We start from the raw sequence: 23,996 nt of genomic DNA, 5'->3' as shown, positions 1-23,996 counted from the left end.
TTAAGGCTTGATAATCTTCCCATTCAAATCGACCGGAATTGAAAATGGATCAAGGATATTATCCAACAAAACCGCCACAATCAGCCTGTCAAGCTTTGAATCGGAATCAGGTGACCCACTAAGCTCTAAATTTTTCCAAATCATCCTTAGATCGGTTTCATTCAGTTCAGGTCTGACTACTTTCAAAATCTCTAAAAACCTACCAACGTTCAAGGGTTCACCGGAAGCATCCCAATATTGGGCATATTGTGGATACAAGGGCCTCAAGCCATCGACCAATTCGAATTCAGATATTTCCCTTTCAGGATAAAACCATGTTTGATTTGCCCATTTATAGGGCACACCAAACCCCTTCAAAATCCCTGTCGCTCCAATTTTTTGAACTGCCAAAAAGTGGGGATGACTTATCGGCACATCTCGAAATGGCATCAGATAGGCATTTTTTGCCAAGAGGTTTTTCTGAACCATCCTCACTTGAACCTCTTGCAGATTTTGTTGGCTCAGGATAGCCGTCCCTGCCAATGCTCCTGCTGCTTGTCCGATCCCCAATACAACCGGCTGAAGTCGGCTTGCACCATTGACGATATTAGAAACGCCGATGCTTTTCTCCGCCACAATTAAATTGGTGGACCCCTTGGGAATCAAACTTCCCAATGGAATATTGTAGGCAGGTACTCTGATTTTAATAAAATCCATTTCGGGTGCATTTAGATTCATCTTATGGTGATGGTCAATGGTATAATCCCCAACCGCGATTCCTGTCCGGTAAAAAGCATTCTCCTGCCCGTTCGGATCCAACACATACTGCAAAGAAAACATGGCTTCCGCGTCAATACGCCTAGACTCTCTATGGTACGGCACAAATGGAAGTTTGTCTTTTGTTGGAAATTCGTCCTCTGCAAGTCCAAGGTTTTTGTACCCAAGTTCGTTTTGGATATAATAGATAAACCTCAAAGAATGCAATTTGGCTTCTTCAAGCGCCTTGTTTCGATCTTCCTTTGACATTTCAATGATGTTCATATACAGGTCATTGCCGCAGTTGGGCCAATTGATCATGTACTTTCCATTGGGAAGTTTTCCATAGTTGAGCATCTTTTGACAATCATTCTGGGGACTGTCAAATGAAATGGGATCTGCATGATTGCATGCGCAGGCAAAAATTGAAGGATCATATCCCTCCGGTTTGGGAATGGTTTTGTCTGAGTTTTTCCCAAAATCTTTCAAAACAACCACATAAGTCAAATCCTGTACAATGTCATTGGCCGACTTTGGTGCGAATGTTTCTCCAAAGCGCTCCTGACTATCCATTCCTACAAAGTACTTGTAGCCCAGAGAAGCCATCACATCACCAAGCTCAGTGGCATCGATGAGCATTTTGGATTTTATGGTCTTAACTTTTCCTTTTTCGAGGTACTGAACTGTCCAAAAACCGTCTTCAAAAACAGCCTTTTGCCAGCTGACTCCAAATAGTACACGGAGGTTCTGCTCTTCTTTGACCCATTCCTGAAAAATCCTGTTGCCTACCGATGGCTCAAAAAGGGTGTTGCTGACCCAACCCGTACCGACTGCATCCGGACCACCATAATGTGCATATAGCTTTTCTCTGAATTCTCCCCAAATCCCCGACGGTAAATTGTGGTTACCATCAATGGCAGAGACACCGGCAGCGGTAATCATTCCACCAAGCCAAGGGGTTTCTTCCAAAATAACCGTGCGGACACCCATTCTCGCGGCTTGGATCCCTGCAGATGTGCCACTTGCACCTCCTCCGATGATGATGAGTTGTGGTTCTTCCTGACTAAATCCTGTAAACGAGCTGAAAAGAATTGACAAAAAGAGAGTAATCGATGAAAATCGCTTCATTGGTTTATAGAAAATAAAGTAAAGGATCAAGTTACGATTCTTGATCCAAACCTAATAGTACTTTTTGACCAAAAAACTGGGATGCTGCCCCAAAAAGTGCACTCTTGTCTCCAAGATCGCTGATAAAAACCGGTTTGTGGATGTGGTGTTGATTCAAGATAGAAATTGTTTCTTCCAAAAAAAGCACATGTGCCCGGGAAATACTTCCTCCCAAAACAATGGCATCAATAGGGATTTCCTCAACTCTCATCAAAATAAATTCCGCTAGATTTTTTGAAAATGTACTGAATGCAGGCATTGCCATCTGAAGAAATTCGGGATTATCAATGATTTCTTTTACACCCTTTACTTCCAGAGAGAGATTCTCTTTACACCAACCGATAAACCATCCTGTACCAAGGTAATCTTCTGCAATGCTGTCTTTGAATTTTGAAGACCATAGTTCAGCATCGAAAATCTGTTCCCCATTTTTTCGTGAAGAGCCAAGACCTGTTCCCAAAGTCAGTCCCAAAATATCTTCAAAACCGGAAACTTTCCCAAATTTTGATTCTCCCATCAAAAAAGCCTTTGCATCATTGACAAAGTGGATTTGGGTAGTAGAAATGCCCAATCTTTCACTCAATTCTTTTTTTATATCAACCCCCAAAAGATGGATAAATTTTCCTTGGTCTACTATCTGACAGATTCCATTGACATAGTCGAAAGGCGCAGGCATGGCAAGAACGATGCAGCAGTGACTGAAATCAGAAACCAACTCCTTAAAAACCGAGACCCATTGTTTGAGTATGAAATCTTTGGATTGTCTTGAATCAATACTTTTCGTTGCGATTGACTCCATAGCATACCCCTCAGGCCTTTCTACAAAAGCTGCGGCAGTAATATGCGAGCCACCGATATCGGCAGATAAAATTGATCTATTATGCATAGATTGAATTCAAATTATAGATGAAGAGGAAATTTCAGAAACCTCTTTCCAAATCCAAAAAAGCTAAAGAATCTTGCTAAAAGGATTTATCAAAAATAAGAAAACACTTTCACATTTCCATCTTCAAGAAAGATGCTTTACTTCTTGTAATCTGATGATTCTCTAATATGAAGGATATTTGGCAGTGTTACCTTGAAATCAGGTTTGCTGCTTCCATCATCTTCAAGAAGCATCAACATCCCCTCCATCAATTTCTCCGCAATAGATTCTAATGGCTGTTCAATAGCTGAAATGTTTGGCTGAAAAAGGGTAAAGAAATAATGGTCATCAAACGAAACCAGCAACACGTCCTCGGGGATACGTTTCTTCAAGGAATTGAGCGCCTGTAATCCTTCAAAAGCAAGGTAATTGGTTGCAAAAAAAATACCGTCAAGTTCACTGTTCTTTTGGAGGTACTGCTGGATTTTAGAGCTTGCACCCAATTCCGAAAGGTTGTGGAATGGCAACATAAACACGTTTTTCTTCAAACCATTGCTCTCCATAGCATAGCTATATCCCTTAAGCCTGTCAATCATCTGGATCTGATCAGATTCTACGGTGATAAATCCAATATTCTTACACCCATTTTGGATCAAATGTGACGTAGCTTCGAAAGCACTTTTTTCATTTTCCACCACCACGTAGCTGCAATCTATAGACGGTATCCATCGGTCAAAGAGCAAAACTGCGAATTCTTCCTCCAACAGTTCTAAAACTGTGCTTTCTAGGGCCGGGGTAGGCGTGATGATAAATCCGTCTACACTTCTCACTTTAAAGGTATCGATCAGTGCTTTGGCCTTTTCGGGATCATTATCAGTACTGCAATAAATGATCTTATAGCCGTTTTTATAGGCTTTTTCTTCAATCTTCCTCGCTATAGAAGCAAAAAACTGGTTAGAGATATCTTCCACCATAAAGACGATCACTTTGGATTTCCCTAAGCGAAGACTCTGTGCCAAATGGCTTGGTTTGTACCCAACTTCTTTGATATACTCCTCTACCTTCAATGTCAATTCTTCACTGATTCTTTTCTCCTTCGCTTTCCCATTGAGGATGAATGAAACCGTCGTAATTGATATTCCCAAGGACTTAGCAATATCTTTAATGGATGTCTTTTTCTTTGCCATTTCCTTCCTTTCCAAACCTTAGAATAGGACGACAATATGATGAATTTTGTTTATTTATCCATTCTATGGCAAAATTTAAGACTACTTCAAGCTTTCAAACAAGGCATTCAATAAAATATGGTCATCGGTATCCTCATTGTATTCCCAAAACATTGCCCCTCCCATTTTGTGTTTTTTGATAAATTCGGCTTTCTGAAAAATAGACTCAGGATCTTCAAAAGTCACAAATATTTTTTCCTTTTCATTCCACAAGTATGAAGCCTTTGAGTTTTCATCCCAATGACGGACAAAAGAAGAATCTTTCATCATTTCAAAAAGGGCACTATAAGGATATCCTTTTGATCCCTTTCCAAATTGGAAAAGACCATTATTAGCCGGATTGACATCGGTCCAACTTCGCCCATAAAAAGGAATTCCCATCACCAGTTTTTCTATAGGTACTCCAGCGGCCACATGGTCGTTGACAGCTTTTTCAACTGACCTTCCGATTGGGTCATTGGTATGCAGATTGGCATGGTGACCTGTGGTATCTCTCCAAGATTGGACGATAAAATCATAGGACATGATGTTGATAAAGTCAAGGTATTTTTGCGCTTCACCGAGGTCATTCACATCCAGGTATTCCTTAAAACCCGCAGAGGCAATGGTGCTCAAATAATGGGTATTGTCCAAGGCACCAAGGCTGTCCAAAGCCTCCCTAACAGATTTGAGCATCAATATAAAATTCTCTTTGTCTTCTGCACGATAAATGTTGTCATCACCAGGATACGCGGGATATTCCCAATCGAAATCCAATCCATCCAGGTCATGTCTGATCAGATAATCCACCGCTGAAGCCGTGAATATTTTTCGGGAATCTTCCGTCAAGACCGCATCCGAAAATCCTTTGGACCAAGTCCATCCACCGATAGAAATCATAATTTTCAATTTGGGATTTGACTTTTTGAGAGAATTCAATTTGGCCAGGTTTTCTTTGTCAGCCTGTTCTCTTCCCTCTCCTTCGATGACTTTACCATCAATTACATTTGCAAAGGCGTAATTGATATGGGTGAGTTTTGTAGCATCGATTTTCGTGGTATCCACACCTTTCCATCCTGCAATGTACCCAATGATCTTATAATCGGAATCTTTGGAAACAATGTTTGCGACTTTTGATTCACAGGATAGGAAAGCCAAAACAGCAAAAGCAAAAATTATTCTTCTCATTTTTTATCTCATTTAGATTGAATGAAAAAAGGTGCCCGAAAGCACCTTTTCTTTATTTAAATTCCTATGGAAATCAATTTCCACCATCCCACCACATTTTGGTCATCAGGTTATCACCACCCATTCTAACACGGGCAGCTTCATAATTTGCAGGGTTTCCACCGATTTCAGCTTCCCAATAACGTAATCTTCTTGGGATTTCATTGGCTTCAAACCTGTTTGGATCCTGAGTTGGAGCCAATACAGGATAACCTGTTCTTCTCCAGTTGGACCATGATTCGATATCATTTAACCATGTTGCAGCCCAAAATTCTTCTCCGATAAGTCTTAATTTATCAGTATTGGAAGCTGCTGCAAAACCTCTTCCGTCAATGTAAGCATTGATTTGGGCAGTTGTTCTGGCAAAAGTAGGATCAAAGTCAACCCATGAGGTGATTGCAGCTGAAACGCCGTTTCTGAAGTGTGTATTGGCATCAGAAGTGATCCAACCTTTTACAGCTGCTTCAGCCCTCATCAATTCAGTCTCAGAATAGGTTATCAACAAATACGGATCTTCCCAATCAAGATACTTAAGGTTAAGCATAGAGAACATTCTGTTTCCTCTTGGCTGTAATGCCTCAAATTCTGCTAATTCTGAAGGAGTAAGGATAGTTCTCAAAGTCTGTGTATTGTATCCGTTTGGCATACCACGCTGTGCTGGCGGATCAACATTCCAAGTGCTGGAAGCAGCAGTTGGATCGCCAAGTCCACCGGAAACAATCATCAATCTAGGGTCATTATTGGCTTTCATCCAATCAATGAAGGTCTTACTGATTTTACAGTCCTGAGAATATTTATAAGTATTCCAATAACCATCATTCAAACCGTTTCTGTTATTACCGATCGGGCCTGTAGTGTATTTAATGTAGGCATTGTCAGTAATTGAACCAAAAGTTCCACTGTTACTAGCTTCGATGAATACCTCACGGGCTTTGGCAGCATCCTTATTGGACATTCTCATAGCAATCCTCATCAAAAGAGCGTTGGTAAATCTCTTCCATTTATCAAGATTTCCTGCATAGATAAAGTCTTGTACGCCAAGTGGTTTGGCAGTTGCCGAAAACTTATCCCTTGCTGCTTTAAGCTGATCTACCATGTCATAGTAGATATCTTTCTGGTTATCATAGGCAGGAAACCAGTTGGTTTCACTCTCCAATCCTCTTCCGGCTTGGAAATAAGGGATATCACCATAGATATCAGTCATTCTGTGAAGGTCATAAATCCTCAAAACAGTTGCTGCCGCATTCAAATTGGCATCTTCAGGACTGTCTTTGGTTTGATCTATCACATGCGAATAAAGCTTGATTACATCGGTATAATGTCTTTCCATGTAAGCACCGCTATATTGTGCATTATAGAAATACTTATCACCGCTGAAATATCCCGCCAACGAGGAGGAATGTTGGATCATGGTGGCAGAATACAGCATGTTAGCTCTTGTGTTTTCATATTCCCCGCCTATCCTTAAGGTAGCAAGAGAGAACAAGAACGCCATATCCATATCTGTAACTGCATTTGGATCGTTGTTCAGATCCAACAAGGCCTGCTCATCACAAGAACTGAAAGTCAAAGTGAAAGCGAGAAGGAGTCCAGTTATTTTATATATACTTTTCATTTTTCCGTGAATTAGTTTGTTAAACATCCCTATTAGAAGTTAAGATTGATATTGAAACCGAAACTTCTTGTAGTAGGCATTGCGAAGAACTCCAAACCTTGGGAGTTACCACCGACAGTGTAGGCAGATTCAGGATCTATGTTAGGAACTTTTGACCAAATCAAGGCAAGGTTTCTACCCACCAAAGAAACTGAGGCAGCGGTAAAAGGTGTCTTGCTCAAAAGTGTTCCAGGAAGTGAATATCCGAAAGAGAATTCTCTCAACTTGATGAAAGATGCATCATACACGATGTTTTCCGTGATCTGAGCATATCTGTTGAAATAATCATCAATCAAAAATTGCGTTGGATCACCAGGATTTGCAGGAATGTTCCAGGTTCTTGACTCACCGTTAGCGTCCACACCAGAAGTAGTCAAACCATTCGTACGGCTTGCCAAGGTTTCTTCATGTAAACCATTGTTGTAAGCAAAGTAATTGGTTCCTGAAACCAAATGGCCTCCGAATCTACCATCAAGCAACACCATCAACTTGAAATTCTTATAGCTGAAGTTGTTGATAAAACCTGCAGAAATTGGGTGACGTCCCTCTGCGATAGTTTCAAGTCCATTAGTTGGAACTGGTAGACCTCTGTTGTCATACACTTTTTGACCATCGATTTCCAGATGTTTGAAACCTGCAATCATACCCAAAGGCTGACCAACTATGTGACGGATTCTTTCCCTTCTCAATCTTGATTCGTCAAGGTTGATGAATTCAATCGGTTCACCTTTTGCGTTTGTTCCAAGACTTACGACGTTACTTTGGTTGTTGGCATAGTTCAAAGAGAAGTCCCAGCGGAAATCTTTCCTTTCGTAAGCAACAACGTTCAATAACAATTCGACACCCTTGTTTGTCAATTCACCAATGTTGATGATGGTGGATCCAAAACCTGAAGTTGCAGAAATACCAGTAGCAAGGATATCATTGGTTGTATTTCGGCTGTAATAAGCCACATCCAATCCTAATTTATTTTCGAAGAATCTTAAATCAGCACCGAATTCATATTCAGTAGACAAATAAGGCTTAAGGTTTGCATTAGGGATTGAACCATTGTTGATCTGACCCAAACTTCCGCCCAAGTGTCCTGAACCCACAAGACCATAAGTCAAGTTAAGGGCATAAGGATTTGGTGCACCTCCACCTGTCTGACCCCAAGAAGCTCTTAACTTGGTGAATGTAAATGCTTTTGGCAATTCAATTACATCCGACAAAACAAAGCTGGTTCCCACTGATGGATAAAACAATTTGCTGTTTTCAGGAGACAAAGTCGAGAATTGGTCCTGACGTGCAGTAACATTTAAGAAAAGGAAGTTTTTGTAACCCACATTGGCATAACCAAATATGGAATTAATTCCTTGTTCACTAAAACCATATCCAACCTGAGGGGCTGCTACGTTTCTTACACTAGAAAAGAATGGTACTACAAGGTCATTTCCTCCACCTGAAAGGCTTTCAAAGGACCTTCTCATTCTATTGCCACCGACCAAGGCATCCACAGAAATATCTCCAAATTGCTTTTGCGCACCGATAAACAAATCCAAGTTATCTTCTCTAATGGTTCTCTTACTTACATTGTAATCACCTCTTGGTTTGTATGCAGTTCCATAAGGCTCAGAGGAATCATCTGTTCTTGACTGAAAATCAGTACCTGCCCTACCCATTACATATAACCAATCTGTGAGGTCATATCTCACGGAGATTTTTCCCAAAACCCTGTCTGTGACATCCTCACGATAGAACTGATGCGCAGCCCAATAAGGGTTGGTTTGGAAAACGTTAGGTTGATATCTCAATTCAAAACCGTCTTCCTGAGCACCAAGTTTGTCTGTCGGTCCTCTCATTGCTGAAAGTGGAAGATTGCCTGGTCTTGTCATCATAGAAAAATTGGCATTTCCCGGAGAGTCTGAAAGTCTCGGACGGTTTTGCGCATTTTGATTGGAATACTGACCGCTCATATCCAATGTGAGTCTCTTCAACTTACTGTTGATATTCAAGTTGACAACATCTCTTTTGAAACCTGCATTTGGCATGATGTCATTATTATTCAGGTTTGAATAAGCCAATCTATATGTACCTGTTTCATTACCACCACTCAAAGCAACGGAGTTGTTAATAGTATAACCTGTTTCGTAGAAGGCATTTAAACCTTCGCCAGTATGGGAGTAAGGTCTTGATACGCCATCAAACTGAGGGGTACTTGCACCGTTGTATTTACCACCCCAATGGATATTGCCAGCATCCAATGCCTGGCCTGAGGTCGCAGGTATAACACCGTCTATACCTGGACCATATGATCTTTGGTATTCGGTGAAATCAAGAACGTTATCAAAGGTGATGTTAGAGTTCAATGCTACGCCAATACCTTTTCTAGCTTTACCGGTCTTGGTTGTGATCAACACAACACCATTGGCAGCTCTGGCACCATAAAGCGCTGCAGCAGCATTTCCTTTCAATACAGAAATACTTTCGATATCATCAGGGTTGATAGAAGCAAGACCGTCACCGGCATCATTACCTCCCCACATACCTGCACTTCCAAGGTTGCCTGTTTCGATTGGCATACCGTTGACCACATATAGAGGTTGGTCATTTCCTGTTAGGGAAGAACCTCCACGGATAACAACTCTAGTAGAACCAGCAGCTCCTGAAGCAGGAGGAGAAACGTTCACACCGGCAATTTTACCTGTCAAGGCATTACCTAAGTTGACGGCCCTTGATTCAGTGAATTTGTCACCACTTACCTGTGTTACAGAAAATCCAAGAGCTTTCTTGTCTTTTTCCATACCAAAGGAAGTGACTACAACTTCGGAAAGTTCTGACAAGTCCTCCGCTAAGTTTACATCAAGTGAACTTCTGTTTCCCACCAAAAATTCTTGGGGCGAAAATCCGATAAATGAAAATACCAATACCGAGGTATTGGTCACCGAAATGGAGTATCTACCATCCAAATCGGTGGTAGTACCGGTATTTGCTTGTTTGTCCAGGATGTTTACTCCCGGGATCGGTTCTCCGGTAGAATCAACTACTCTACCGGTAAGAACTCGGCTTTGGCCATATGCCTCAAAACCTGAGGCAAAAATCATGACCATCGCTAACATTAATAGTACAACTCTGTTCATAGGAATTATTTAAAGGTTACATTTTATTGGTTTAGGGTAAATGGGAATTAACTTGATTTCAACTTATTATTTTTTATTTCGACAATTTTAAGATACGCCATAGATTAATTTAACCATTTTGAGATTAAACAGTATAATAATATAGGTTAAATTCAAATAATTGAAAGATTAGCCTTTTGTAAATGTATCTAAAAAAAATTATTGTTAAAAATATTTAAATATTTTTTTTAATTAAGTTCAGTGACTTTTACGATTTATTATATTTAATAAATCGGTTTAGCAAATAAATTTATTTATTGTTTACCAGACAAGGTTGTTTATCCATGACTTTTTTCAGTTTGTCCATTTCCATTTACATCTTTCAATTCCCCCTCAAAGCCAATTAATTACGTCCAAATGTTTATTATCGAAATAAGGCTTGATTTACTTCGCAAGCTTAATCATACCCACTTTTAAAAAAAAATTAAAGAAGATCATTGACTTTATTCAAAGCGGGTGCTGGTAATGCAGTGATTTGAGCAAAAAAAAACCGCCCGAAGGCGGTTTCTATTTTATTTGATAAACAACATCTCCCGATACTTAACCAAAGGCCACAATTCGTCATCGACAACCAATTCAAGTTTGTCAACAGCATACCTGATTTTATCGAAATAAGCTTCTTTGACATCATTACAATATCCTTTGGCTCTTTTGACAATATCCTCTTCTTTATTCAGCTGCTTTCTTGCTTCAGTCATCCCGTGAACATTCTTGTTGATAGATTCAAGGTGCTTACTGATTTCTTTGATAGTCTCAATGGCAGCAGTATTATCTAAGCCTAATCCAGCCAAACCATTTGCATTTTCGATCAGTTTGTTTTGATACAGGATAGAAGTTGGGATTACATGGTTCAAAGCAAGGTCGCCCATTACCCTGGATTCGATCTGAACTTTTTTGATGTAATTTTCCAACATGATTTCATGTCTCGCATGGAGTTCCTTTGGATTCAAGACATTGTGCTTTGCAAATAACTCTGCAACTTTCTTGTCGTGATAAATATCCAAAGCAGCCGGAGTACTTTTTAAGTTTGACAAACCTCTTTTTTCAGCTTCTTTGGCCCACTCATCGGAATAACCGTCACCTTCAAATCTGATTTTTTTGCTGTCTTTGATGTATTTCCTCAATACATTGACAATGGCGATTTTCTTTTCTTTGCCGGCATTGACTTCCTTATCAATGTCTTTGAGAAGATTCCTTAATGTTTCGGCTACGATCACGTTCAAAGCCGTCATCGGTCCTGCAGAATTGGCACCTGAACCAACCGCTCTAAACTCAAATTTGTTTCCTGTGAAGGCAAAAGGCGAAGTTCTGTTACGGTCTGTGTTGTCCAATATGATTTCCGGAATCTTGGAGATTCCAAGTTTCATATACATGTTATCTCCTTTTTCGATTTTCACGTTTCCGTTTTTCTCCAATTCGTCTAACACGGAAGATAATGTTGAACCCAAGAATACAGACATGATAGCAGGAGGTGCTTCGTTTGCTCCCAATCTGAAATCATTGCTTGCAGAAGCGATGCTTGACCTCAACAAATCCGCATGGTCATACACTGCCTTTACAGTAGCAACCACAAAAGTCAGGAATTGAAGGTTTTCTCTCGCAGAACTGCTTGGCTGGAATAGATTGACACCTGTGTCAGTGATCAAAGACCAGTTATTGTGCTTTCCGCTACCATTTACACCTGCAAACGGTTTTTCGTGGAACAAAACTTTCAAATTATGCTTTTCTGCAACTTTATCCATCAGATCCATCAACAATTGGTTGTGGTCGATGGCTTTGTTGATTTCTTCGAAAAGAGGCGCAACTTCAAATTGACCCGGAGCTACTTCATTGTGGCGGGTAGAGACAGGAATTCCCAATTTGTGGGCTTCAATCTCAAAATCCATCATGAAATCTTTCACTCTGGTAGGGATAGATCCGAAATAGTGATCTTCCAACTGTTGACCTCTTGCGGGGTTATGTCCAAAAACTGTACGTCCGGACATCACCAAATCAGGTCTTGTCGCAAACAGCGCTTTGTCAATCACAAAATATTCCTGCTCCACACCCAAGGATGGGCTCACTTTTCTGACATTTCTGTCAAATAGCTGACATACTTCCACAGCAGCTGAATTAATGGCTTCCATGGATTTCAACAATGGTGTCTTATAATCCAACGCTTCCCCTGTAAAGGAGACAAATATGGTAGGAATACACAATGTCTTATCAAAAATGAAAATCGGTGAGGAAGGATCCCAAGCTGTATAACCCCTTGCTTCGAAAGTCGAACGGATACCGCCATGTGGGAATGAGGATGCGTCAGGTTCTTGTTGAACCAAAGCAGAACCTTTGAATTTTTCTAAACCTGCATGGGCATCAAAGAAAGAATCATGTTTCTCCGCAGTCGAGCCTGTTAGAGGCTGAAACCAGTGGGTGTAGTGGGTAACTCCTTTGGATAGCGCCCATACTTTCACTGCAGATGCGACTTCTTCTGCGGTTGAGGGATCAATCTTGCTGCCTTTGTCGATCGCCTCCATTACCTTTTTGAATACGGATGGGGCCAAAGACTCTTTCATTTGCTTTGTGCCGAAAACATTGATTCCATAATAGTCGGAAATCTTGCTCGAAGGCGGTGTTACAGTAACTTTTGACCTGCCTTGGGCCATTAGTAGCGCTTTTTGTCTTAAAGTTGCCATTTTCTACAATAAGTGGTTTGATTATGTACCCACAAAAATATGAAATTATATGAATTTCAAAGCAAAAGGGTTTCAATTGGGCTCATTTTTTAAAAAATTTACATTTTTTTTAATTAAATGGCTCAAAATATCTTTAAAGTGGCCAAAAAAATCGGGTTTTGATCTCAAAAAATAGAAAATTGAAAACTGAATGATAATATTTAAATTTGCGACCGGTAAAAAGAAAGGTTAGCGTGAAAAAAGTTGCATTTTATACTTTAGGTTGTAAGTTAAATTATTCAGAAACTTCCACCATCAGCAGGATGTTTGAAGCGAAAGGCTATCGAAAGGTCGACTTCGACAATACGCCTGATATTTTTATCATCAATACCTGTTCTGTGACCGAAAACGCAGACAAGAAGTGTAAAAAAATCGTCCGAGAGGCAAAAAAGATTTCTCCCAACTCTTACGTGACCATTATTGGCTGCTACGCGCAACTGAAACCACAGGAAATCTCTGAGATAGATGGCGTTGACGCAGTATTGGGCGCTGCAGAAAAATTCAGGTTAATAGAACTTTTGGATGGATTTGCCAAAGAACAGGAAACCAAAGTCTTGGCCTCCGAAATCCAAGAGGCGAATATTTTTAACAATGCCTACTCCATGCATGACAGGACAAGGACCTTTTTGAAAGTGCAGGATGGCTGTAATTATGGATGTGCTTTTTGCACCATCCCTTTGGCAAGAGGAAAAAGCCGGAGCGATACCATCGAAAATATCCTGACTTCAGTTAGAGAAATTGCCGCCACAGAAGTAAAAGAAGTGGTTTTGACAGGAGTCAATATCGGAGATTTTGGTATTCAGGAAGGGAAAAGAAAAGAAAGGTTTGCAGACCTTGTGATGGCGATTGACGAGATTGAAGGTATAGAAAGGTTCCGGATTTCTTCTATTGAACCCAATTTGCTTACCAATGAGGTCATAGAATTTGTGTCGACTTCCAAAAGATTTGTCCCTCATTTTCATATTCCCCTTCAATCCGGCAGCAATACCATTCTCCGAAGCATGGGAAGAAGGTACCTAAGGGAATTATATGAAGACAGGATTTCCAAAATCAAATCCCTAATGCCGCATTGCTGCATCGGTGTGGATGTGATTGTGGGATTTCCGGGTGAAACAGACGAACTTTTTCTAGAAACATACCATTTCCTGAACGAACTCGATATTTCTTATCTCCATGTTTTCACCTATTCCGAAAGGGCAAATACCCGTGCAGTGGAATTGGAAGGAGTCGTCCCAATCAAAAAGAGAAATGAGCGTTCCAAAATGCTCAGGATTCTTTCTGAAAAGAAAAGGAGAAAATTTTATCAGGAGAATCTAGGAAGAACCTTTACCGTCCTATTCGAAGAGGATGTGGAAGATGGTAAAATGCACGGCTTTACCCAAAATTATATCAGGGTAGCAGCCAAGTACGATCCGATTTTAATCAATGAACTGAAGACCGTCACCCTCAGCGAAATCAATGAAAAAGGGAATGTGGAAGCCGTCGAACCGGAGATGATGTACGAAAGGCATTGAAAAAATCGATCAAACTTTAAGGAAAGCTGAGGCTTTAAAATGAGGAACTTTTCATCTGTGCAAAAATTGAATTTTTGCCCATTTTTTAATCTTGCCTTAAAAGAGTTGCTTTCTTAGTCTTTTTTAGTCGTTTAATTTTCTGTTTGTTTTTAATTATAGGGGATATGATTAATCCAACTATAAAACCACTCAAAAGGCCTCCTATGTGTGCAGCATTGTCTATACCACCTGCTAAACCCATAAGAAGAGTAAATCCTATAAATATTGATGTACTGATAAAAAATGATGTAGAAAATTCAGGAGGAAAAATTTTAGTCAGGAGAAATGTAAGAAAAATTCCATAAAGCCCTAAAATTGGTCCCGAAGCACCTACACTTATAATTGCTTCATACCACCAAATACTGGCAATGCTTGCCAAAATACCGGTAATTAAATAAAATGTCAATAATTTAAGTTTCCCTAATTTTGGCTCAAGAATACTCCCGACAAAAGTAAGTCCAAACATATTTGCTAATAGGTGCATTAGTCCGCCGTGTAAGAATGTGTTTGTCAAAAGCCGCCACCATTCTCCGTTTTTTGTTAAGGGTCCATAGTTAGCTCCCAATTGTAAAAGGTCTTGACCTTTGAATGAAATAAATCCAAATCCCATTACAACCATGATTAAGTAAATCCCAATGTTGGCATTGATTAATATTGGTGTTATGAAATACCCTTTTTTAGGTTTTAAGAAGCCAACAAATTCTTGAAATTCTTTTTGAGCCTTATGGTCAGGCTTCCCCTCTTTTATCCTTTTTAATTCATTTTCGTCAATTTTAGGAACAAGAACCATAATTAACCAAACAATTGATCCAATTATTGAAGAACCTATAATCCACTCTAACTTTTTACCATTCCTCGCTTCAAATGGTTCATTTATTGGTTCAAGAATAATTTCATTTGGGATATATTTTGGATTGGCTTTAATTGCTTCAATATATCCTTCTTTTTTATCGGAATGTCTGATTCTATCTAAATACACAAATTCAGAAACATTTTTATGCTCAAAATCCAACTCACTTTCCTTGGCAAACTCTTGATATTTTTTCTCTTTCTCATTTGGTTCAAGTCGGTTACTTATGGTTTTTCGATACTCAATTCCAAACCAAGCTTTCGGTTCTAAAATTGTTGTATCCTTTAAACTTTCAAAAATTGGAAGGGCAACATAAATATGCATATTGAAACTTTCATTGTTCTTTCCACTAACATCAAATGCTGAATGTAATCCAATGGCGAATTTGTCTATAAAAAAATTTTTAATGGTGTAATATTTTGTTGATTCAGAATTGTTGATTTCGTTGATGGAATTTAATTCAGTCAATTTTCCTGTTGCTGAAACAACATATTGTTGAGCAATCAAAAGAGGAGCTGTAAAGGCCATCCACATAATGGCACTATAAAAATCTCTCCAATTCCCATTCTTGGCTTCAAGATTTAAAATTTTAAATCTTGGTCTTAGTATAAACCATGCCGCAAGTGCTGTCAATACGATTGGTATTCCAAAACTTATAATTATATCTTTTAGTTGAAATAATTCAAGTTCAATAAAAATTATCCAATGCAAAAACGTATAACCCAAGGTTAACCCTACAAGCGTGAAAACAAATGGTACAAAGAGTAAATTGATTTTATCTTTCACACTCCCCTTTTATTTAGTGTTTTCAATTAGACTATTTACAACGGATTCATTGAACCTTCTTTAACACCACCTTGGTTTTGTCGGCTTTTTCGATGTTGGTCACAAAATCCACAAAAGCAGGAAATTGACCTGCCTGATAGACACCATCATTCATTTCCAGTTTTCGCTTGTAGACTAGACTTCTTTCCTCAAGATGGTATTCGGCAGAATAAATCCCAAAATCGGATTCCAATAAGACCTTGGAAGGAACAGACTCAGGATTGTAACCTTCAGGTAATTTGTAGGTAATCAAGTCCTCGTCAATAAAACCCATGCGCCTTTCAAAAGAGGCTTTCCTTTCAGGCTTGGAGGAAATCTTCATGGAATACACATTCAATTGGTTGGGCTGTAAAAAGATACGGGTGCCGGATTTGCTGGCAATGCTTTTAACCATAATCTTCGCGTCGACTTTGACAGTGGGCAGAGAACTCATTTCAGGTGAGAAATTAAAATCGACAATGTCAAAAGATGAAAGTGTCAAATTGGTCAGTAGCCAATCCTTTTTCTCGGTAGCTGACAATCCTGCCACAGTCAGCAAACTTCCATTTTCAGTCTGAAGACCGCTATTTTCAAAGTGTAAACTCCCTGTTGCTTTTCCTGTTTCATCCACTTCAAAATCAGCTTTTTGGAACAGGGTATTTTGTTCTTTGCCATATTTTGGTGTTCTCACCAATTTTCCTCCATTTTCGGTAATCAATAAGGCATGCCTGTCTGAGGTAAAATTCCCAAGATATCCAAAAGGATTGGTCTGGGAAGTACACTCCAGCCAAATGGTGTCTTTCCCGTCAGGAACTGCGAGAATGACGTGATTGAAGTAACTTCTGGGAAATTCTTCATAGACCTTGCGCTTGCTTTCGCCGCCATATATCAGCGCATAATTACTCTGAATACCGGCTTCTTTCAGCATTGCGCCCATAAAGTTGGACAAGGCCTTACAGTCTCCATACCCATATTTCTCTACCGTCAATGCCTCAAACGGCATGAATCCTCCTATTCCCAATTGAATACTCACATACCGTGTATTTTTCTGCAGGTATTCATAGATCGCTTTTGTTTTTTCTTCGGTTGTTTCCAGACCCGAAACAAGTTCATTGACTTTGGCTTTCAACTGCGGGGTCAAAACATCCTTGCCGAAATTCAGGGAGGCAATCCATTTTCCCATAGATTCCCATGAACTCAGGTCTCCTTGGAATCCTTCATATTCAAATTCCGAGGCTCCTACGAACAACACCTTGACCGGACTTTCCTCCAATGGAAGCATTATTTCCGGCTCAAAGGCCTCCATATTTTCTATTTTCCATGATTTCTCTATCAAACCTCCTTCAAGTTCATTGGAAGTGAGATGCTTGTCATCTATTGTTTTGGAAAAAAACCGGAGCTTCGTTGCCTGGGGATAAATGTATTTCCCCTGCGCAATTTCCACCGGGATGTTGGGATAAGATTGGGGATACCAATTTGTCAGAAAAAATAAATTAGGATACTCTACCTCATATTCAAATTCTACGGTGTAGGGAAAATCCAACTGCCGGAGGTCCATTAGCTTGATCCGGTTGTCCTCGTAGATCGAAAAAGAATTGAAATTGCTGTAGTCGCTGATATCACTTTTTCCTCCTTTTTTGATAACACTCCCCATCATGTCATAAACCCGACCGTCGATACTTTTGATCTTGATTTTGTTGGTATAATCGACCTGAAGCAAACCGAGGTCATTTGCCTCCTTTTTGAAAATGGTCACGACCATCTTGGACTTCACACTAAATCCGCCCCCAGCTCCAACCACAACCTCCTGTATATCTTCCCTGATTACGGCCGGAGCGTTTTTGATATGTTCAGGATTGATAGTCGTAGCTGCATATTTTTGTCCGAAAGATGGTTGAACGGCTGTCAATAGACACAAACAAAGCAGAAAAGCATTTCCAGAAATCATTTTACCTTTCATACTTTAGATCTTTTTGAGGACGATTGCTTCTTTCTGCTTATTGGCTATCATATCAAAAAACTCCTTAAGATTCTGATATTCTTCAGCATTGAATAAAGTTTCATTTACCTGATAACTCAGCATGATGGTGATTCTTCCATTTGCAGGTGGGGCTGTCCTAAAGGAATAAACAATTGCCTTTTCATTAAATTGGGTCAAGATCGATTGTGGCATTTCTTCCACTGTATATCCTTCAGGAATATCAAAATTGAGGATCACCTGTCTCTTTTGCGGGTAAATGAAATCAATGGGGAAGACCCTGCTGTCCAGTTTAAAGGGGTTTTCGGACAGGTAGCTGTTTTCAAAAAGATTGAGGTAAATATTGTCACCTGTAAGTACGATCCCCTCATTGGTTTTGATCTCGTATTTTTCGACAATGCCTTTTTCTTTGGAATCAAGATTTTCAAATTGGATAGATACCAATTCACCCCCGGTAAATTCATCTGTCATTTCTTGTTTGAATTTATCTTCTCCGGTCGCCTTTATTTTGCTTTTTATCTGGGAAGATTGATAACCTTTGGTGGTTTTCTGGATGGTTGAATACAAATTGTCATCCTCCATTTTGGCAGTAATCATGGCCGTCTCCGATGTGGGAACGGTATTATAAATATCTACCCAACGGGAAGCATTATTAGGAATGACAGCCCAACCTCTGAAATTCAAACCGTTGATGGGAAGGAACCCAAAAGGCAAAGATGAATCAGAAATATCCATCACAAATTCTTTGTCTCCTGATTTAACCAAAGCACTTAAATAATTGAGCTTGTACATGACAGGATTGGCAGGATTCAAAAACCCTCTTGTCCTGGTAGAACCGACAACAGGATGGGCATCGAATCCAGCTTCTCTTAGAAATGCAATCAATAAAAAATTCACATCAGCCAAATTTCCTTTGCCTTCTTTATAAATTTTTTCAAGAGATGGCTGGCTGGGATATATCCCGAAATTCCCATTCCATTGAACCATTTTTTGGAGATGGTCAGTAATTGCATGGAGCTTTTCTTGTTCATTTTGGTCATTGGAAATTATTTGGGCTAAAGTACCCTCGATAAACTTATTCCTTTCCAACAATTTTCCGAATTCAGGATCTTTAAGAAGCTCTTCCGACATGGTATTCCAACTGCCAGAAAAAGTCTGCCTTTGGCTTCCGGGGTACTGAATGTATTGAAGTTGAAATTCAATCTTTGTTTGATAAATCTGGGGATTGTCTATATAAGGCTCGGGACGCAATGCTGGTGCATCCTGGACAGCCCAATGGTATTTTCTGGTGGAGAATGATCCCCCATTACCTTCTGTTTGTTCGTTGATTGCATATTCTACAAAACCTTGTGCACTAAGGCTGAAAGAAAAAAACTCGGGATATTCCAAGGAATACTCACTCCATCTGGTCGGAATCTCACTTTGAAATTCCCATTCTCTCAAATAGCTGAATAAATCAGAAGTGATTTCATAGGAAATCTCAATGACTGAGCCTTCTTTGATATTGGGCGCTGATATTTTTTTCATCCTGTAGGACTTGGATACTTCTTCTTCAAAAACATGTTCCTTCCCGATTTTCTCTTTCAAAATTGTCCCTTCAGATTCATTGTAAACATATCCTTTGACAGAACTCACCAAGTCTGTTCTCCCTGGAATGAAATAATAGGGTATCATAAAATCCCCATATGAAACTCCCTCTTTGGTCAAAACCTTGATGACTGTATGCCTACTATAAATAATCTGAAAACCGGATCCTCCCAAATTTGTGATTTTTGCATCTCCAACATCGGACAAAACTACCGCTTCCGCATCGGGATCGGCTTCATATACTTTCATAGTGACGAATTCATCCGGGATTTTTCCAAACTTGAATCCTTCTTGAATAGCGGCAAAAGAATTGGAAATTGTAAGCAAAAAAAGAATTGCTAAAATTGGGAATCTGTGTGTTTTCATAGCGGTGGGTGGTTGGTACGCTTTGAAAACTAGAAATAAACTTAATCACAAAAAATACCCAATACTGGGTATTTTTTAAATCTCGATTATAACTGATTGATTTATAATCTGATAAATTTCAAAAAAGAGGGGATAACAAGAATTTCTCTGAAAATCTTCAAATTTTCGTGATTTTGAAGTGAAATTTAATCACCCAAATAAGTATATTTTTTTATTCCGGGATCAAAATCATGCCGCCACTGCCTTGGATGAATTGGCAGGATTTTTCTTCTTTTTCATCTTATTTATCCAGATCAAAGTGCCTGTAAATGGAAGGCTGGTAGCTACCAAGCAGGCTAAAAAGTAAAGAATTTTGGAAAATGAACCGTATACATCCCCGATATGGATTGATTTGATCGAAGAAGATATTCTTTCATTCAAGGGCTTTTCCTTAAATACCTGTACTTCATCGATTGTCAGATCTGCTTTCATTTGTATCTTATCTGCAGCAGCAGGAGCAAAAAACCCGGTTTTATACTTATTTACACTGATCAGATCTTCAGGTTTCTGTGGAAAAGATATCCGATAACTTCCCTCATATTCAAGTATGCTGTCTGCTAGCTGTACAATTCTTTCAATGTCCATTGTCATCAAAGCCACTGATTGGTTCCCACTTTCCCCTGAATTTGCACTTGAATTCAGAATGGCGGTTCCCGTTACAGTTGGGTTAGCAGCATTTCCAGAGCGATTTTCGGAAGGCTGTTCTTTGTAAGTTCCCAGTGATTTCTGTAAGGCTTCTTTATACCATGGAAACGACCAAAATGGACCTGTCACGCCCATCAAAAACAAAATAATGATCGAGTAAAAAGCTAGAGAATTGTGCAGGTCATGGTTGAGTCTTTTCCAATTTCCTGTTTTGATTTTCAAACCCTGTTTCCAGTTTTTAAGCCTTTTTGGAAACCAGATAATCAACCCTGTAATTACTCCAATAGTAAAAAGAATGGTTGCTGTCCCGGTGATATAACTGCCTAGGGTTCGGTTGGGAAGTTCTCCGATCAAAGGCTTCTCGATCCTGTCCAACATCAGCCACCTGTGGAGGCTGAACATGTCCTTCATCAAATTATCAGCCCAGGTCGGTTCAGCATTATTTCCCAATACTTCTCCAGAATAGGGGTTGATAAAATAAGTTGTACCTGAACGGCTTTGGTCTCCCTCCTTTTTGACATTGATCTGTAAAGACCTATTGGCTTCAAAAGGAATTGAAACCGAAATAAAATCACCTTCAATCTGCTTTCTGGCACTTTCCAAAATGGGATTTAACCCCGGCTTTACTTCTCCCCTTTGCTCTGAAACTTCATAAAGATGCTTAGCGGCAGATTCCCTGATTTCAGTATTATAAACATAAACAGTACCTGTAAAACATACCACTACCAAAACAAGCCCACTGAAAAGCCCAGCCCAAAGGTGGATGTCATTGAAAAACTTTCGCGTCTTTTCCCAAGTGGATTTAGGCTTTTTGGAATTTGGCATTGTCAATAATATTAATCGGTGATGAAATCATAGCTGTATTGAATCCTGAAATCAAGAGTTTAATGGAAAGCAAACTCGACACAAAGATATCTATTTAGATTAAATCTAAAAAAGAATACTAAGAAAAAAATTATCTTCAACAATTTTCAGGATTATTCTCGGGTCTTATTCGACCAACAGTCCGCCGCGGCGGAGCTGAATATGAATAGCCTCTTGCAAGGTGCTTCTCTGATTTTTATATTTCAACAAATCCCCATGCACCGCCGCCCGGGGTAATAAAAATGTGATGTCGCAGGTTTTTGGGAGCGAAAAGGAAAAATGTGGTATAAGGTTTACCCCAAAAACAGGGAAGGTGGAGAAGTCAATTCATTTTGAATTTCTTTCCTATGGTATTTTCTTTACGTTTCCTTCTCGTGTCACTTTTTGTCTTGAAACAAAAAGTAACCATCCCGATAATTATCGGGACAAGAAATTTTAATCCTCCCACGCTCAGTGCCTCGCCGGCCCGGTAAAATTTCTTCCTCCCCGCTAGTGTTCCATTAGAGAATCTTTTTGAAGAATAACTTTCCAACTTAATCCAACTTCGACCAAAAGCCCCGAAGCGGGCGAAATATTATTAGCCCCGGGCAAGGTGCTTCTCTGATTTTTATATACTCACCGATCCCCATGCACCGCCGCCCGGGGTAATGAAAATGCGGGTTATTAGGTTTTTGGTAGCAAAAAGTTAAAGCAAGGAATGGAGTTTCCACCAAAAACAGAGAAGGTTGATTGATCGATTCATTTCTATTCTTTCCTCAAGTATTTTCTTAACGTCTCTTCCTCGTGTCACTTTTTGTCTTACCACAAAAAGTAACCAAAAAAGGCAAGAAATTTTAATCCTCCCACGCGCGGTGCCGCGCCGGCCCGGTAAAATTTCTTCCTCCCCGCTAGTGTTCCATTAGAGAATCTTTTTGAAGAATAAGTTTCCAACTTAATCCAACTTCGACCAAAAGCCCCGAAGTGGGCGAAATGTTATTAGCCCCGGGCAAGGTGCTTCTCTGATTTTTATATTTCAACAAATCCCCATGCACCGCCGCCCGGGGTAATGAAAATGTAATGTCGCAGGTTTTTGGGAGCGAAAAGGAAAAATGTGGTATAAGGTTTACCCCAAAAACAGGGAAGGTTGATTTGTAAATTCATTTTGAATTTATTTCCTCAGATGAAAGAAAATATTCCAACATTATTTCCATTCTGTAAACTACCGTTTCATCACCAAAACAGCACCGAGAGGTGGTTTGCAACCTCCTCTTACTCGCTGATTGCAGTAGGCCTACTACAATCTTCTAAACAACATATCTTGAATTCACATCAAAGATTTCATGACACACCTACTCCCAGTGGGGGATTTCTTTCCAACCTCCTGCTGGGGCAATTACTGAGTCAGGGACTACGACATCGAAAAGAATGTCATACATTGAAGGGTCCTTTAGGTAATAATAACCTAAGCGCCGTTCTCCCGTCAGAATTTTTCTGCATCTATTTGAAAGACAATTACCATGTTCCTGCCTTCCTTCTGCCAAATAATGAATCTTCATTCCTCTGCCCTTACCCTCTGAATACGGTGCATAAAAGTTGATAATTGTAAACCTTATTTCTGATGTCGATGAAATGTATGTTCGATAAAATTCAAATCCGAAAACAAGAGTTACAAATAGAAGAATAAAGCCAACTCCTAACTTCTTATGAAATCCAGACCACTCTTTGTAGTTATTTTGCTCTATCATATTTTGCTTTTTTCCATTGATTGGCTTCGAATTCCAAATCATATCTACACCTCGTGAAAGTTGCGTCTCTGATAAAAATACTCACTCTGATCCCCATGCACCGTAGCTCGGACTTCACGACACACCTAGACTCAGACTGGGAAAAGCACCGACTATCTCTCTGGCGGTGGAGGGGGTATTTCACCGGCATTTTTGAACTTAGGATTATGATAAATTATTTTTCCAACGTCATTCTTGTATTCTGTGACCGAAACTAAAACTCCATCTTGAAAGAAATACCAGAGCCCAACTCTTTCTCCATTGTTCCAACAACCATCTTCAAGTACTTTACCAGAATCAATTTCATAATTTATTTCTCTTCCGTGAGGTATGGCATTTTTGTAATTTCTAATGGAGAATAACCTTTCTTGTCTGAATTCCCGCCATTCTCCCTCTTTTTTTCCCAATATCGTGTATCCCACTAATTGAATGTTCCCGTCATCATCGGTCTGGATTGTCAAAATTGGATCTTCGATTAAAACTTCCTCTTTTGAATTACAGCTAAAAACTAAAATTAAGACAGTAAAACAGATTCTATAAATTCTTCTCGTTCTCATTTTTTTTTAGTCTTTAGTCCTCTGCTTTTTTCAGTCATTATATTTATTATGGAATGTATTATCCCACCTTGGTGTAGTTTAGCGATTGATAGTGTGCTGGATGAATACTGATAGCGGCATGTAATTCCACTACGACTGGGTGTAGGTACTATCTTTAAAATCAAGATTATTTTAATTTTTTTTACCTTTACGATACCGGAGAGGAAGCATACAGTGATCGTTCACTTGGATGTTTACCTTGTGTAGTGCCGACTTGATCGGCACT

The 23,996-nt window shown here is 39.5% G+C and carries 14 protein-coding genes; 1 reads left to right on the top strand and 13 read right to left on the bottom strand.

Translation table 11 applies throughout. The features are described from left to right. From DQW11_RS11585 to DQW11_RS11555, 7 genes are all read right to left on the bottom strand, one after another. A complete protein-coding gene (locus tag DQW11_RS11585; RefSeq protein WP_113924251.1) occupies positions 1 to 1,863 on the bottom strand; it encodes an FAD-dependent oxidoreductase in 1,863 nt (620 codons plus the stop codon). 31 nt (positions 1,864 to 1,894) lie between these two features. Further along, positions 1,895 to 2,788: an ROK family protein gene (locus DQW11_RS11580; protein ID WP_113924250.1), complete on the bottom strand. Its 894-nt coding sequence runs from the start codon at positions 2,786 to 2,788 to the stop codon at positions 1,895 to 1,897. 137 nt (positions 2,789 to 2,925) lie between these two features. After that, positions 2,926 to 3,954 (bottom strand): LacI family DNA-binding transcriptional regulator, encoded by a 1,029-nt coding sequence (locus DQW11_RS11575; RefSeq protein ID WP_113924249.1) that lies wholly within the window; start codon positions 3,952 to 3,954, stop codon positions 2,926 to 2,928. A gap of 81 nt (positions 3,955 to 4,035) precedes the next feature. After that, positions 4,036 to 5,160: a glycoside hydrolase family 18 protein gene (locus tag DQW11_RS11570; protein WP_113924248.1), complete on the bottom strand. Its 1,125-nt coding sequence runs from the start codon at positions 5,158 to 5,160 to the stop codon at positions 4,036 to 4,038. A 73-nt stretch (positions 5,161 to 5,233) separates the two neighbouring features. Then, positions 5,234 to 6,814: a SusD/RagB family nutrient-binding outer membrane lipoprotein gene (locus DQW11_RS11565; protein WP_113924886.1), complete on the bottom strand. Its 1,581-nt coding sequence runs from the start codon at positions 6,812 to 6,814 to the stop codon at positions 5,234 to 5,236. Between the two features lie 32 nt (positions 6,815 to 6,846). Then, entirely contained in the window at positions 6,847 to 9,972 is a 3,126-nt protein-coding gene (locus DQW11_RS11560; protein ID WP_113924247.1) for a SusC/RagA family TonB-linked outer membrane protein, read from the bottom strand. A gap of 551 nt (positions 9,973 to 10,523) precedes the next feature. Beyond that, positions 10,524 to 12,686, bottom strand: coding sequence for a glutamine synthetase III family protein (locus tag DQW11_RS11555; protein ID WP_113924246.1), 2,163 nt, complete (start codon positions 12,684 to 12,686; stop codon positions 10,524 to 10,526). 233 nt (positions 12,687 to 12,919) lie between these two features. Here DQW11_RS11555 and mtaB point away from each other — a divergent pair, with 233 nt between their 5' ends. Then, positions 12,920 to 14,239, top strand: coding sequence for a tRNA (N(6)-L-threonylcarbamoyladenosine(37)-C(2))-methylthiotransferase MtaB (gene mtaB / locus DQW11_RS11550; RefSeq protein ID WP_113924245.1), 1,320 nt, complete (start codon positions 12,920 to 12,922; stop codon positions 14,237 to 14,239). An 85-nt stretch (positions 14,240 to 14,324) separates the two neighbouring features. Here mtaB and DQW11_RS11545 read toward each other — a convergent pair whose 3' ends face one another. From DQW11_RS11545 to DQW11_RS11515, 6 genes are all read right to left on the bottom strand, one after another. Continuing rightward, positions 14,325 to 15,914: a rhomboid family intramembrane serine protease gene (locus tag DQW11_RS11545; protein WP_113924244.1), complete on the bottom strand. Its 1,590-nt coding sequence runs from the start codon at positions 15,912 to 15,914 to the stop codon at positions 14,325 to 14,327. Positions 15,915 to 15,960: 46 nt separating this feature from the next. Further along, positions 15,961 to 17,892, bottom strand: a complete 1,932-nt coding sequence (locus DQW11_RS11540) for a DUF3857 domain-containing transglutaminase family protein (RefSeq protein ID WP_113924243.1) — start codon at positions 17,890 to 17,892, stop codon at positions 15,961 to 15,963. 3 nt (positions 17,893 to 17,895) lie between these two features. Continuing rightward, the gene (locus DQW11_RS11535; protein WP_113924242.1) at positions 17,896 to 19,863 is read right to left on the bottom strand and encodes a DUF3857 domain-containing protein; all 1,968 of its coding nucleotides are present in this window, start codon (positions 19,861 to 19,863) and stop codon (positions 17,896 to 17,898) included. Positions 19,864 to 20,091: 228 nt separating this feature from the next. Continuing rightward, positions 20,092 to 21,372, bottom strand: a complete 1,281-nt coding sequence (locus tag DQW11_RS11530) for a PepSY-associated TM helix domain-containing protein (protein ID WP_113924241.1) — start codon at positions 21,370 to 21,372, stop codon at positions 20,092 to 20,094. 1,367 nt (positions 21,373 to 22,739) lie between these two features. Continuing rightward, positions 22,740 to 23,135 (bottom strand): hypothetical protein, encoded by a 396-nt coding sequence (locus DQW11_RS11520; protein WP_157966103.1) that lies wholly within the window; start codon positions 23,133 to 23,135, stop codon positions 22,740 to 22,742. 152 nt (positions 23,136 to 23,287) lie between these two features. Next, entirely contained in the window at positions 23,288 to 23,731 is a 444-nt protein-coding gene (locus DQW11_RS11515) for a toxin-antitoxin system YwqK family antitoxin (RefSeq protein WP_157966102.1), read from the bottom strand. Between the last annotated feature and the right edge of the window lie 265 nt (positions 23,732 to 23,996).

Origin of the sequence: Cognataquiflexum aquatile, assembly GCF_003316845.1 — a bacterium.
GTDB classification, from domain to species: Bacteria; Bacteroidota; Bacteroidia; order Cytophagales; family Cyclobacteriaceae; genus Cognataquiflexum; species Cognataquiflexum aquatile.
Note: the sequence above shows the minus strand (reverse complement) of the source record. Positions and strands in the feature narration are given on the sequence as shown.